This window comes from Sphingomonas sp. Tas61C01 (assembly GCF_052567495.1).
This window is the reverse complement of sequence record NZ_CP199583.1, coordinates 1,850,454-1,864,895: the sequence shown is the minus strand read 5'-3', so window position 1 is coordinate 1,864,895 and position 14,442 is coordinate 1,850,454. Positions and strand designations below refer to the sequence as shown.

8 protein-coding genes are annotated in these 14,442 nt (G+C 64.1%); 7 read left to right on the top strand and 1 reads right to left on the bottom strand.

All coding sequences use genetic code 11. The annotated features are described in order from the left end of the window. Positions 1–221 precede the first annotated feature (221 nt). The gene (locus ACT009_RS08670; protein ID WP_445193930.1) at positions 222–1,043 is read right to left on the bottom strand and encodes an FCD domain-containing protein; all 822 of its coding nucleotides are present in this window, start codon (positions 1,041–1,043) and stop codon (positions 222–224) included. Between the two features lie 180 nt (positions 1,044–1,223). On the opposite strand from ACT009_RS08670, the gene ACT009_RS08665 reads away from it, so the two are divergent. From ACT009_RS08665 to ACT009_RS08635, 7 genes are all read left to right on the top strand, one after another. Further along, positions 1,224–2,831, top strand: a complete 1,608-nt coding sequence (locus ACT009_RS08665; RefSeq protein WP_445193929.1) for an L-lactate permease — start codon at positions 1,224–1,226, stop codon at positions 2,829–2,831. A gap of 153 nt (positions 2,832–2,984) precedes the next feature. Further along, complete coding sequence (locus ACT009_RS08660) at positions 2,985–5,852, top strand: TonB-dependent receptor plug domain-containing protein (RefSeq protein WP_445193928.1); 2,868 nt, start codon at positions 2,985–2,987, stop codon at positions 5,850–5,852. A gap of 23 nt (positions 5,853–5,875) precedes the next feature. Continuing rightward, positions 5,876–6,688: a 2-oxo-tetronate isomerase gene (gene otnI, locus ACT009_RS08655; protein ID WP_445193927.1), complete on the top strand. Its 813-nt coding sequence runs from the start codon at positions 5,876–5,878 to the stop codon at positions 6,686–6,688. Next, positions 6,685–7,566 (top strand): 2-hydroxy-3-oxopropionate reductase, encoded by an 882-nt coding sequence (locus ACT009_RS08650; protein WP_445193926.1) that lies wholly within the window; start codon positions 6,685–6,687, stop codon positions 7,564–7,566. The genes otnI and ACT009_RS08650 overlap by 4 nt, the downstream gene beginning before the upstream one ends. Before the next feature lie 52 nt (positions 7,567–7,618). Continuing rightward, positions 7,619–9,835, top strand: a complete 2,217-nt coding sequence (locus ACT009_RS08645; RefSeq protein WP_445193925.1) for an alpha-amylase family protein — start codon at positions 7,619–7,621, stop codon at positions 9,833–9,835. Positions 9,836–9,893: 58 nt separating this feature from the next. Beyond that, complete coding sequence (locus ACT009_RS08640; RefSeq protein ID WP_445193924.1) at positions 9,894–12,005, top strand: family 10 glycosylhydrolase; 2,112 nt, start codon at positions 9,894–9,896, stop codon at positions 12,003–12,005. 97 nt (positions 12,006–12,102) lie between these two features. Next, positions 12,103–13,407: a glycerate kinase type-2 family protein gene (locus ACT009_RS08635; RefSeq protein WP_445193923.1), complete on the top strand. Its 1,305-nt coding sequence runs from the start codon at positions 12,103–12,105 to the stop codon at positions 13,405–13,407. Positions 13,408–14,442 lie beyond the last annotated feature (1,035 nt).

The window sequence follows — 14,442 nt, the reverse complement described above, 5'->3', positions numbered from 1 at the left end:
AACGATCTTCTAGTTGATCAATTTCGCTTCTCTAATCGGTTGAAGAGAGAGCCCATCTACGGCGAGCTACGAGGATAAGGACTGCTTATCCGGCCGAATACCCTCTCTCTGCCGCATTTTGTAGAGGCAAAACGCAGCGCTATATTGTTGCATGCCGTTCTCTGCGAAACCGCAAAAGAGCATCCGCTTGTGACGATGCTAGGAGCTTTACGGCGCGCGCCTTACGCGCTTTCTTTAGTGCGACGCTTTTGCGGCGCTACCAAGTCGCTCCGTTCCAGGCGACGGATAGACGCTTCGAGCCTGTGCTCGGCATCCAGGATCTGCTGTTGTGTCTTGAGAGCGGTGGTCATGTGAAGATGCGCGGCCTCGCGCGCCTTGACAGGATCGCGCAGCATAATCCCGTCGAAGATCGCCTGATGCTCCTGCAACTGCGATTCCTTCTGAACACGGTGCTCGTACAGATTACGTCGGTTGAGATAGACATTCGACCTGAGCACCGTCTCGAGGCTGCGCATCAGGTGCAGCATCATGACATTGTGGCTGGCCTCGTAGATCGACAGATGAAACTCGGCGTCAGTTCGAGCGATCTCGTCAACGTCCTTACGATCGTGCGCGACGATCATCTCGTCCATCTTCGTTCGCAGCACCTCGCGATCGAGATCTGATGCCCGCTCGGCGGCAAAGCCGGCTGCCGCAGCCTCAACGATCGAGCGCAGCTCCAAGACGTCGAGTCGCGCCTCGGGCGTGTCCATCAGGCTGACTAGCGGATCCCGTAGGCTGCGGCCGATGGCATCGCTGACGTAGGTTGCTCCCTGCACGTCGGTTGTCAGAAGGTCTTCGGCGACGAGTATGTCGAAGGCGTCGCGAAGCGAGGGGCGGGAGACATCAAGCTTCATTGCCAGATCCCGCTCCGACAGCAGCCGCTCGCCTGGCTGCAGCGCGCCTTCAAGAATCAGCTGGCGAAAATGGCTAGCGATCGCATCGGCGAGCTTGGCAGGTTTGATCGAGGGCAGTGCCATCATTGCTCCGAACGTTTTGACCATCGTCCAACGTCTAGGCCTGAATCCGGTAAAGAACGATGGCCTCGTGCGACATAGGCTACATAGTGGGTCTTGGGAGATCAAGCGAACCCATCTTGTCAAATCTCTTTACCACTTGATCCAGGCTGTCAGGCGAACTACCCGCTGATGGCTGAAACGCCAATAGGCGTAGGGGAGGGATCGATGTTCCACCAACAGGTCACACCGGTAGCCGGCAATTTGGCGGCCTCGTTCGGGCTTGCCGTGGTCCCAATCGCTGTGGTGCTCGTGCTGCTGGGCGTCCTGCGCCGCCCTGCTTGGCAAGCGTCGCTCGCTGGGTTGATCGCGTGCCTCGTGCTTGCGACGACAGTCTGGCGCATGCCAGTCGGCCTCGCCCTCGACAGCGTTGCCGCGGGCGCGACCTTTGCGGCCTGGCCGGTGATGTGGATCGTGGCGAACGCGCTGCTTCTCTACAACGTGTCGGTCGTTTCTGGCCGGTTTGCGGCATTTCGCGACTGGATGATCGAGCATCTGCCGAACGATCGCCGCGTGGCTCTCATAATCATCGGCTTCTCGTTCGGATGCCTGTTGGAAGGCGTCGCGGGCTTCGGCGCGCCGATCGCGATCACTAGTGCGCTTCTGATCGCTCTGGGGTTCTCGCCGCTGGAAGCCGTGGTCTTCACCTTGATGTTCAACACGGCCCCCGTGGCCTTCGGGGCGCTGGGTGCGCCGGTCACGACGCTGGCCGCCGTGACCCAGCTGCATGACGTGACGCTCGGGGCGATGATAGGCCGCCAGCTCCCGATCATGGCGCTGATCCTGCCCTTCTACGTTATGGCGGTGTATGGAGGCGTCCGGGCGCTTCGCGGCATCTGGCCGATCCTGCTCGTGTCGGGCGGCTCGTTCGCCGCCATGCAGTTCCTGTCGTCCAACTACCTCGGCTACGCGCTCACCGACGTGCTGTCCTCCCTTTCCTCGCTGATCCTGACGATCGCGTTCGTGAAGGTCTGGCGACCGGCTCACGACCCGGCATTCGCTCTCGATGCCGTGGCTCTGTCGGTGGCCGCGCGCGACCGGGGGAGGCATCCCGGCTGGCAGGGCTGGATGCCGTGGATCATCCTGTCCGTAGTCGTGATCCTGTGGGTGCACTTCGAAGTCAATCTCCTGGGACAGTTCAAGGTCAAGTGGCCCGGTCTGCACAATGCCGTGTTCATTACCACCTACGGCAGGCCCTATGCCGCGATCTGGACCTTCCAGCCGCTGGCGACTGGCACCGCCATCCTGGCCGCCACAGTCATCAACGTCTTTCTAACGCGGCTCTCGTCCAGGCAGCTGCTGGATGCGTTAGCCGGGACCGTCCGGCAGGTCCGGCTGCCGCTCGCCACGACCATGGTGATCGTCGGTCTGGCTTACCTGATGAACTATTCTGGGATCGCCTATACGCTTGGTGTCGGCATCGCCTCCGTAGGCTTCCTTTTCCCCCTCGTGTCCGCCTTTCTTGGCTGGCTCGCGGTGTTCCTTTCCGGGAGCGACACGTCCGGAAACGCGCTTTTCGGCAATCTCCAAGTCGTGGCTGCGAACCAGATCGGGGTCAGCCCGGTCCTGATGGCAGCGACCAATGCCTCGGGCGGAGTCATGGGGAAGATGGTCTCACCCCAGAACATCACGACGGGCACCTCAACGACGTCGCTCAAGGGCCGCGAGGGGGAGGTCCTCGCCCGCACCTTCTGGCACTCGATCGCGCTGACTCTGATCCTCGGCGTGATTGTGATGCTCCAGCAGTACGTCTTTCCGGGCGTCATCCCGCGCTGATCACCGTCAGAACGCAGCGCCAACGCTCAGCCAACCAAGATCAATCTGGTCAACTCGCTTTACGGTTGATCATGGCGGTAAGAAAAGGTATCCAGAACTAGATTGACGTTCGCCCGGCACTGGGACGAGCGCTGCATAACCGGGAGGGTCTTCATGAAACGGCAACGCACGTGCCTTGTGCTGATGGCGGGGGTCAGCATCTTCGCATTCTCGGGAACCGCCATCGCTGCTGCCGTTGACCAGTCCGGCGCTCAAGTGTCCGGCAGTCCGGCCGCCACGGATCAGGCAAGCGTCGCCACCCCGTCGAGCGGTCCTTCTGCTCAAGCGCCAACCACCCCCGGCGAGATCGTGCCGCTCGAGCAGGACACCGCGGCGCAGAGCCCCGCTGAACCCGAGCAGGACATCCTGGTGACGGGCAGCCGTCTCGCCCGCTCCACGTTTCAGACGCCAACCCCCGTCACTGCGATCGGCGAGGCGCAGCTCGAGGCTAAGGCCGCGACGACGGTCACCGACCTTCTGCGTGACATCCCGGCGCTCAGGCCAAACCGCAACAACACGCAGGCGCTGGACGTCGGCTCATCCAACTTCAATGCCCGGTCTCTGGGCGCGACCCGCACCCTCGTGCTGATCGACGGCCAGCGCGCGATGTTCTCGAGCCCGACCAGCGGCTTCGATCTCAATCTGCTGCCGACCTCGCTCATCAAGCGGCTGGAGGTCGTCACCGGTGGCGCCTCGTCGGTATACGGATCGGACGCCATCGCCGGCGTCGTCAACGTCATTCTCGACGGACAGCTCAATGGCTTCAAGGCGGACATCCAGAACAACGTCACGAGCCACGGCGACGCGTTCGTGTTCACCGCCAACGCGGCCTACGGAACGGGCTTCGCCGGCGGGAAGGGCCACGTCGTCGTGGCCGGATCATACTTCACCCGCCCGGACATCCTGTATCAGGGCAGCCGGGCTTGGGGATCCAACGGCGTGACGCTTATTCCGAATCCGACGTACACGCCGACGAACGGACAATTCCGGCAGTTCATCCGGCCGAACGTCCGCTATTCGACCATGACCTACGGCGGCGTGATCACCACCAACGGCGCGCTGAAGAACATCCAGTTCGGAGAGGGCGGCGCGCAGAGTCGTCTGCAGCAGGGCACCAACATAAGCCTGGTCTGGATGGAGGGCGGAAACGGCGTTCAGCCTCAGCCTGACCTTGGCGTGCTGCTCGCGTCGGGCGAGCGGGTCAACGGCTATGGCCGGGCGACCTACGACCTGACCTCCGACGTCACCGCCTACGTCGATGTGCTCGCGGCGCATTCGAAGGGTCAGCAGACCAACAACTACAATTTCAACACCGGCGACATCGTCGTCCGGCGCGACAATGCCTTCCTGCCCGCCAACATCCGCGCGACGATGGTCGCGAACAACCTGCAGACGATCAACGTCGGCCGCATCAATCCCGAACTCGGCATCAACCTAAACTCGACGACGAACACCTATGTGCGATCGTCAGGCGGCCTTAAGGGTAAGGTAGGCGCCTGGAACTGGGACGTGGGTGGCAGCTACACGACATCCAAATACCGCAACCAGAGCTTGAACAACCGAAACAACGCCAACTGGACGCGTGCGCTGGACTCGGTGATCAGCCCGACGACGGGTCAGGCCGTGTGTCGATCCACCCTCACCAATCCGACGAACGGCTGCCAGCCGGCCAATATTTTCGGCTTGAACTCGGTTTCGCCTGAAGCCGTCGCCTACGCGGCAGGAACCTCGTTCATCGAGGCGCGCCAGAACCAGTACAACGCCACCGTCAATCTCCGTGGCAGGCTGTTCGAAACCTGGGCCGGTCCCGTGCAGGTCGCGGTCGGCGGCGAATATCGCAAGAACGATCTGAAGCAGACGACTGATCCGATCTCTGCCGTCGGCGGGTGGAGGCAGGCGAACTCCGCACCGTTCGCCGGCAAGGTCAACGTAAAGGAGGCGTATGTCGAAGCGAGCATTCCGCTCGCCGCCGATTCGTTCATCGGCAAGAACCTCGACCTCGATCTCGCGGGTCGTCTCGTGGACTACAGCACCAGCGGCAGCACCGCCGTGTGGAAGGTCGGCGTCAACTGGGCGGTCACCGACGAGATCCGTCTCCGCGGCGCCTACTCGCGCGACTTCCGCGCACCGACGCTGAACGAATTGTTCTCCGCTGCGACCACGCGTTCGCAGCAGGCGGTCATCGATCGGCCGAGCAACGCCCAGGTCCTCGTTACCACGGTCTCCGGCGGCAATCGCGCACTACAGCCGGAAGTCGCACATACCTTCACCGCGGGTGTCATCCTGCGGCCGAACTTCATCAACAATCTGCAGTTCTCGGTCGACGTGTTCGACATCAAGCTCGACGACGCTATCAACATCCTCGGTCAGCAGGAGGTGATCGATCGCTGCGCGGCTGGCGACCCGAGTTTCTGTTCGGCGCTGACGCGGGATGCCAACGGCACGCTGACCCGGGTGCAGTCCACCTACTTCAACGCCCAGACGCTGAAGACCCGGGGCATCGACTTCGAGCTGGCCTATCGCGTGGCGGTTGGCGCAGGGAACGTCAGCTTCTCCGAATTGGCCACCTATGTCGACCGTCTGGTCACCACGTCGGGCACCAGCAAGGTCGACACCGCGGGGCAGCTCACCGGCACCAACGCGACGCCGAAATGGCGGTCGTCGACGACCCTAGCCTATGACCAGGGATCGTTCACCGGGCGGCTGCTCGGCACCTTCATCGGGGGCGGGCATTACGACAGCACCTACGGTCCGCTCGATCTGGACAAGCAGCAGTTCAGCGGCCGCTTCTACCTGGATTTCACCGCCGAATACCAGATCAACGAGCATTTTCAGCTGTTCTTCAAGGTAGAGAACCTGCTGGACAAGGACCCGCCGCTGATCGCCGAGAACGTCACCGGTCGCGCCGGCGCGGCAACGGCATCCAGCTTCTACGACCTGATCGGCCGCAACCTGGGCGTGGGCGCGCGGGTCAGGTTCTGAGCACCACTGCGTATTCTCGGGAGATGAACATGGTGAAACTCGCCGCAAATCTGACGATGATGTTCCAGGACAGGCCCTTCTTGGAACGCATCGACGCGGCTGCCGCAGCCGGGTTCAAGGCGGTCGAGTGCGTCGCTCCCTATGTGGTGCCGGCCGAGGAGATCGCGGACCGGCTGACGCGGCTCGATCTGCAGTTCGCGCTCTTCAACATGCCCGCGGGCGATTGGGCGGGAGGGGACCGCGGCGTGGCGGCGGATCCCCGCCGCCAGCAGGAGTTCGCCGACGGGCTCGAGACGACGCTGCACTACGCGCTCACGACCAGGACGCCCGTCGTCCACCTCATGGCCGGCAAGATGCCCGCCGATGCCGATCGGAGCGCATGGGCCGACACGCTGATCGAGAACGTCCGTCGCGCATCCGACCTGCTCGGCCCGCACGGCATCACCATCGTGCTGGAGCCCATCAACACCCGTGTCGACATGCCCGGATACTTCTACGACAGGACGGACGCGGTGCTCGAGGTCATGGATGCGGTGGAACGGGACAACGTCAGACTGCTGTACGACATCTACCACATGCAGATCATGGAGGGCGACCTAAGCCGCACGATAGAGCGTCTGCTGCCGCGGATCGGCCACATCCAGCTCGCCGACAATCCTGGTCGTCACGAACCAGGAACAGGGGAGATCAACTTCCCGTGGCTGCTCTCGCGAATTGACGCGCTCGGTTATCAAGGTTGGATCGGATGCGAATACGCGCCGGCTGGCGACACCTTGGACGGTCTCGATTGGGCAAAATCATATCTGAGCCAGCACCGGATTGGAGGCACTGCATGAAGATCGGTTTCCTGGGGCTCGGCATCATGGGTCGGCCGATGGCGGGGCATCTCCAGGCCGCAGGACATGAACTGCTCGTGGTGCAGCATCGTTCGCCATTGCCAAGCGAATTGCTCGAGGGCGGTGCGGTCATCTGCGCCGACGCCGGCGCGATATCCGCCGGTGCGGATGTCATCGTCCTGATGCTGCCCGACACGCCGGACGTCGAGCGGGCCCTGTTCGGAGCGGACGGCGTCGTGGCCGGGCTGAAGCCTGGCACCCTCGTCATCGACATGAGCTCGATCGATCCAATCGCAACGAAGGGCTTCGCAGCGCGGGTCGTGGAGGCTGGCGGCCGCTACGTCGATGCGCCTGTCTCGGGCGGCGAAGTCGGGGCCAAGGGCGCGACGCTGACCATCATGGTCGGCGGTTCGGAAGCCGACATTGCCGATGCGCTTCCGCTGTTCGAGCTGATGGGCAAGAACATCACCCGCGTCGGCGAGGTCGGCAGCGGGCAGATCGCCAAGGTGGCAAACCAGATCATCGTCGGCTTGAACATCGCAGCGGTGGCCGAGGCGCTGGTGTTCGCGGCCAAGGCCGGCGCAGATCCGGAGAAGGTCCGGCAGGCCCTTCAGGGAGGCTTTGCCTCCTCACGTATTCTCGACGTCCATGGCGAGCGCATGACGAAGCGGACGTTCGACCCGGGCTTCCGGATCGCGCTGCATCGCAAAGACTTGGCGCTAGCGCTGAACGCGGCGCGGTCGTTGTCGCTGTCGCTTCCCAATACCGCCGCGACTGCACAGCTGATGGGGGCGTGCGACGCGAACGGCCACGGGCAGAAGGACCATTCGGCATTGGTCTTGGCGCTCGAGTTGTTGGCGAACCACAGCGTCGCCTGAATTGGCCGCCGCTGCTCGGGCTGAAACGAAGAACAAGGACGGGGAGGGCGAAATGACTGGCTTGGATCACGGCATGGACCGACGCACGCTTCTCCGGACGGCGGGCGTGGCGACCATCTCGGCCACGGTGCCGCTCGCCGCGGCAACGCCGGCGCGGCGGGGCCATGCCAGCCCTGCCAAGTGGGAGGAGGGTCCCATGCGCTGGTTCCAGCTAGCTTTCACCGAAGACGACCCCGGCAAGTTCTCCCCCTCCTTCTGGCTGGACTACTTCAAAGAAATCAAGGCGGACGGCGTGTGTCTCTCCGCGGGAGGGGGTGTCGCCTTCTATCCGACCAAGGTGCCCGATCACGGCAAGGCGCGCGGACTTGGACAGCAGGATCCGTTCGGCACCATGGTCAAGGGATGCAAGGAACTCGGCATGCGTGTGCTGGCGCGGATCGACACGCACGCGATGCCGACCGAGGTGTTCGCGGCGCATCCGGAGTGGGCGGCGTGCACGGCCGACGGCAAGCCGCGTAAGCACTGGACGGCCGCCGACCTGTATCTGACGTGCCCCTACACCGACTACAACTTCAAGCTGATGCCGCAGGTGCTGCAGGAGATTGCACGCGGCTACGCGGTCGACGGCTACTTCGGCAATCGCGTGAACACGCTGGGGGTCTGCTACTGCTCCGGCTGCCGCACTTTATACCGTGATGCAGGAGGCGCCGAGATCCCGACCGACCTCGATCCGGTCAACCCGGCGGCGGCACGCTACTGGGACTGGACCCAGCGCCGCTTCCTCATGCTGAACGACCTCTGGAACAAGACGATCCGCGCCACCAATCCGAACGGCTTCTTCGTCTACGGGACGGAGCGGCGCGGCGCGGTCGACTACGTCGGGAAGGATCTTGGCGAGCGCAATCCGGTCGTGTTCTGCGATCGGCAGGCGCGATCGACCGACCACGGGATGTTCTCGACCGGCGAGCAGGCCTGGAACAACGGCCGCTTCACCAAGGAGCTGCGGGCCTACATGGGCGACAAGCCGGTTAGCAACATCATCTCGGTCGGTGTCGAGGAGGAGTATCGCTGGAAGGACTCGGTCCAGAACGAGGCCGAGATCCGCATCTGGGCGCACTCGGCGATCGCGCAGGGTTCGCGTCCGTGGGTGACCAAGTTCAACGCCAAGCCGTTCGACAAGCGTTGGATGCCGGTCGTGGCCGACATCTACCAGTGGCTTGCGAAGAACGAGCGACACCTGCGAAATACCAGGAGCCTGGCGACGATCGGGATGATCCTCGACCCGCGCACCGCCGCCCTGGAAGGGGGCAACAAGGGCCGCGGGGAACTGGAGCAGCATCGCTATGGCTTCTACGAGGCTTTACTTGAGTCTCGACTACCCTTCGACGAGCTCGACATCAGCTACCTGGATGCCAAGCACATCGAACGGTTTCGCGTGCTGATCCTGCCCAATCTGGTCCGCCTATCGGATGCGCAGTGCGAGACGCTGCGCAGGTTTGTGAAGGCGGGCGGCCGGATCGTCGCGACACACGAGACGTCCCTGCACGACGAATTCGGTAAGCCTCGCGCGAATTTCGGCCTCGCCGACCTGTTCGGCTGCCGTTTCGACGGCAAGGTCGTGGAGCGCGTGCAGAACTCGTATCTGACACTGCGCCACCCCAGCCCAATCCTGGCCGGCCTGGAGGGCGTTCCGCGATGCATTGGAGCGGTCAAGCGGGTGATGGTCACCCCCGAGGGAACGTCCGAGCCATCGCCGCTGACGCTCGTGCCCAGCTACGAGGATTTGCCGATGGAGCGGGTCTACACCGATGTTCCCACCACCGACATACCGATGGCCTACTGCCGCACCTTCGGCACGGGGCGGGTCGTCTATCTGCCGATGGATCTCGACCGGACGTTTGGCGAGCTGCGCGACAGCGATCATCTCGCGGTGCTGCATGCCATGGTCGCCTGGGCGTCGGGGGAAGCGCCGCCGCTGCAGGTCGCGGGGCCAGGATTGATCGACCTCGCCTATTGGCAGCAGGCCAAGTCCGTGACCGCGCACATCGTCAACTACAACAATCCGATGACGATGGCCGGGTCGTATCGGGAGGCGCTGACGACAGGACCATATGATGTCGAGGTTGAGCTGCCCGACGGCGTGAGCCCGGTCGGCGTGAGCCTTCTTGAAAGTGGCCAGCCTGCGCAGTTCACTCAGCAAGGCCGAAGGTTGAAGGTGCGTGTGCCTTCGATCCGATATCACGAGATCGTGGCGATCGATCTCGCCTGACCGACGAACCGCCCAGCCCTGGTGCGGGATCGAGCCCCTTCTTTCGGGAGTGACGACAATGGACGTGTCACGTCGCGAGGCGCTAAGCCTCTCTGGGACGGTCGTAGCGGGAGCCTCGCTGGCGACCGGCGTGCAGGCACTCGGCCGGCCCGCGGCGGTCGGCAAGTGGTGGATGGACGAGCCGATCCGTATGGCGCTCGTCCTGTTCGACCAGACGCGGCCGCCACTGGACACCGACGCCTACGTCAATTGGCTGTCGGACCTCGGCGCGAACGCGGTCTACGTGCCGACCGGTGGCATCGCGGCGTTCTACCCGACCAAGGTCCCGTTCCACTTCAAGGCGACCGGTCTGCCCGCCGGGCGCGATCTCGTGGGCGAGATCGTCCGCAAGGCGCATGTGCGGGGCATCCGCGTCATCTCGCGGTTCGAATGGTCCTTCCATCAGGACCCTCGCGTGATGACCGCGCATCCCGATTGGCTACAGCGCACGGCCAAGGGCGAGATGCGTCCTGTGAACGGCGCCTATCTGACATGCGTCAACGGCGGCTACGTCCGCGAACAGGCGCTGAAGATCATGGGCGAGGTGATCGCGCGCTATCCGATCGACGGCGCGTTCTTCAACGGGGTGTTCCAGCGTCAGAACAACGGTCCGTGCCACTGCGACAACTGCCAGCGGCTATTCCGGGCGAAATACAACCGGGGCGTTCCCGATGAGGCCGACGATGAATATCTCGCCTTCATTAACGCGTCGATGGCGGAGGCGACCGACCATCTGACGCGCTTCCTGCGGGAGAAGCGGCCGGACGACGGCTTCAACCTCCTCTATGGCCGCGACGCGGACTCCAGGAACGACGAGACACACAGCGCGCCGGTCGCGAGCGCAAACGCCTACTGGCTCTACCAGGCCAGCGAGACCGTCAACCGCCTGCGGGCGACCGAGCCCGACAAGATGTCGTTCAACAACGATGCGGTGTTCCTGGACGGCTACTGGCGCTACGTGCACCGGGCCGCGCCCGATGGCGAGATCCGGGCCTACCAGAACATGGCGAACGGCGCGGGCCCGTTCCTTTTCGTGAACGGCCCGATCGAGCAGTTCGATGGCAACGGCATGAAAGGGGCGCGACCGGCGTTCCAGTTCCACAAGGCGCATGAGGAGCTGTATGTCCGCCAGGAGAACGCTGCGCGAGTCCTGCTGCTGGACGATGTCGGCGCCGGGAAGCATGCTTCGATCGGGCGTCGTGGCGAAGCGGCCACGGCCGGGAACGGAGGCTTCGGCTACCGCGACACGCCCGGCGTGGGCCTCCCGGCCGACACCTCCAACTCGGCGATGCGCGGCTTCTTCCGACTACTGACCGAGCAGCACATCCCATTCGCGCTGTCGAGCAGGCTCGACTGGATCGACAGCGATCCCGGGCGCTACGATCTCGTGGTCTGCCCCAAGGGTGTGCCGGCGAAGCTCGACAAGTATCTGCGCGCAGGCGGCCGCGTCCTCGCCGCGAGCGCGGTCAGGCCCGAGCTGGAGTTGCCGCCGGTCGTCAAGCTGTGGAAGCGTCAGGAGACGCTCTCGTCTTACTGGCGTGTGCGCGATCCCAAGCTGCTGCCATCGCTGTCGGACGCCGAACTGCTGCTCAACTACAGCGACTTTCTGGAATTGGAGCCGCGCGGCCCGGCAGCGCTAACCTACGTCCCGTCCACGATCACCATCCCCATGGAGAAGGTCGGGGAAGGGATGACGGACACGGCCAAGCCAGGACTGCACCTGGCCGACTACGGCAAGGGCCGTCTCGCCTACCTCCCCTGGGACATCGGCGACCTCTACTACCGGGTGTCGGCGGTGAACCATGCCGCTCTGATCGGCGACCTGGTGGACCATCTTCTGCCCAGAGGCCGCCAGATCCGAACGAACGCGCATCCGATGGTGCAGATCACCGTGCAGCAGCAGCGGCATGCGGCGCGCACCCTCGTCCACCTGGTCAACCTGTCCGGTTGTTCTCAGGTGGCGTACCACCCTGCGATTCCGATGTCGGGCATCCAGCTAAACGTCGCCGGCACGTTCCGGACCGCGCGGCTGGTGAGCCAAGGGCGTCCGCTGCAGGTCCGGCAGGCGGGCGGCTACGCCAGCGTGACGGTTCCTAGCCTCGACACCTACGACGTGGTGGCGTTCACATGAGCGGCACAGGCCTGCCGGAGTCGCTGGGCTGGGCCGAGGTAATCCGCGAGGTTCACTCCTCGCATGGCGGGCCGGACCTCGCCGTTGGACGCGGCCTATGAGAACGGGACCGCTTTCCCTGCAGGAGCCCGAGCGGGACGGGGCGGCGCGGCTGCTGCTGCGTCGCCTGTTCGACGCGGCCGTGAGCGCTGCGGATCCGGAGCTGGTCCTGAAGGACCACCTGCCGCCGCGGCCCCGCGGGCGGTGCATAGTCGTAGGGGCAGGGAAGGCTGCGGCCGCCATGGCGATCGCCGTCGATCGCGCCTGGGCGGACGTTGACCTCCATGGCGCGGTTGTCGCACCCTACGGCTACGGCTACGGCTACGGCAAACCGGCCGGGCGGATCGCGGTACGCGAGGCGGCGCATCCGGTTCCGGACGCCAACAGCGAGGCGGCCGCGCGAGAGATGCTCGACCTCGTGGCGGGCCTCCGCGCAGAGGATCTCGTGCTCTCGCTGATCTCCGGAGGCGGCTCGTCGGTCATGGCGCTGCCCGTTCCGGGCCTCACCCTCGCCGACAAGCAGGCCGTCAACCGCGCGCTTCTGAACTCAGGTCTCGACATCCGGTCGATGAACGCCGTCCGTCGCCGATTGTCAGCGGTCAAAGGCGGCAAGCTGGCTGCCGCCGCCTTCCCAGCGCAGGTCGTCACCCTCGCGATCAGTGACATTCCCGGCGACGATCCGGCCGCGATAGCGTCCGGACCCACTATCGCGGATGCCGAGGAAGGACGGGACCTGTCCGCGCTCGCCGAGCGCTTGCGCGGCGAGATCGGAGAGGCGGCATACTGCAAGCTGGTGGCACCCTCGGCCACCAAGCACGCTCCGCGCGCGCAGACCTGCGATGTCCGGCTGATAGCCACCCCGCAGGCGTCCTTGGATGCCGCGGCGAAGGTCGCGCGCGAAGCGGGGTACGACGTCGAGATCCTGGGTGATGCGCTGGAAGGGGAAAGCAGGGAGGTCGCGGAGGCGATGGCGCACCTGACGAGCGCTCCGAGGGGGCGTCCCTGCGTTCTGCTTTCCGGTGGCGAGACCACGGTCACGCTGACCGGCAGGAGCGCAGGACGCGGCGGGCGCAACACCGAGTTTGCACTCGCGCTGGCGCGGGCATTGTCCGGTCGATCCGGAGTCTGGGCGCTGGCAGCCGATACGGACGGTGAGGATGGTGCCAGCGGCGGTGGCGCGGGCGCGATCATCGCCCCGGACACGTTGACGCGCGCCGCCGCTGCCGGCCTGAACGTTGATGATGCGCTTAAGCGGCACGACAGCGGCACTTTCTTCTCGAGACTTGAGGATCTGTTGGTCACAGGGCCGACCTTCACCAACGTGAACGACTTTCGAGCCGTCCTTATACTTCCCGACGAATGAACCGCCGGAGCCGAACGGCTGTCCTGCAGCCCACCGCCTCCAGGCGCGGTGCAGCCGGGAAGCGTGAACGACTAGTCGGGGGGGGGCAGAAGCCGCGATTTTTCGGGAATGAAAGAGTTAGGGTCGGGGGGCTCTCAGGCAAGTCAATCGAGCGAACGAATTGCGCATACGCGTTCTAGTTCGCGAGCAGGTGTCAGCAAACTAAGGCAGTTCGGAATGAGTGTAGTCATGGTACTGGGGGAGCAGGCGTCGCCTTGCGTTGGCCTACGTTGCGTAGATCCTCAAGTTGTCGAACGCATGTTGACATCGCTCCCGGGCGAGACAAGTCAGGCGCTGATGAACGGATTCGGGATCAGCTACAACACTTGGCGGAAGATCCGGGCCGGGAGGCCGATTCGTCTTTCGGTCGCAGAAAGATTGGAACGGCGCCTGAACGCAGGGCTTCAAGAATCACAGGTACTATCGGAGATGCAGCAGTATGCGACCACGTCATCGGCGCCGTAAGCGACATACTGGTCGTGAGACCATCGAAAGCTGCCGGCTTCACCCGATACGGATGAGTTGTAGCGGCGCTTGATCATCACCCGACAATCGGGTCGAATCGGACAGGCCCCCCCATTCCACGGCAGCCACGGTCCAGATCCCGGCTCGTCATCGTTGTCTCCCATGCCCTTCGATCAGCGAAACTGGGTCAGCTGTCAAAGGCGAGCCAGAAAGTTCATGCCTTTCGCAAGCCCGTCGGTCGCTTTGTTGCCAGAACCGCTGCCCAGCAGATTTACGCGGCTCGTCTTTGCTAAGCGCAGGCAGTCGGACGTCAGCTGCGGCGGTTTAGAGGAGATGAACGAGCGTCCGCTTTTGGGTCGGCCTAGCCATCTTCGTGTCAGCGCTCGAACAGTACGCTTGCGAGGGGCGGGGGTCGCCAGCTGCCAAGAGACCGTCGCGAAAGCTTTCGGCTTCGCTGAATCGATGAACCGAGCCGTTGCGAGCTTGACCGATGGAGCACGGTAACGGAACATAAGGAGAACGAGCCGAGTC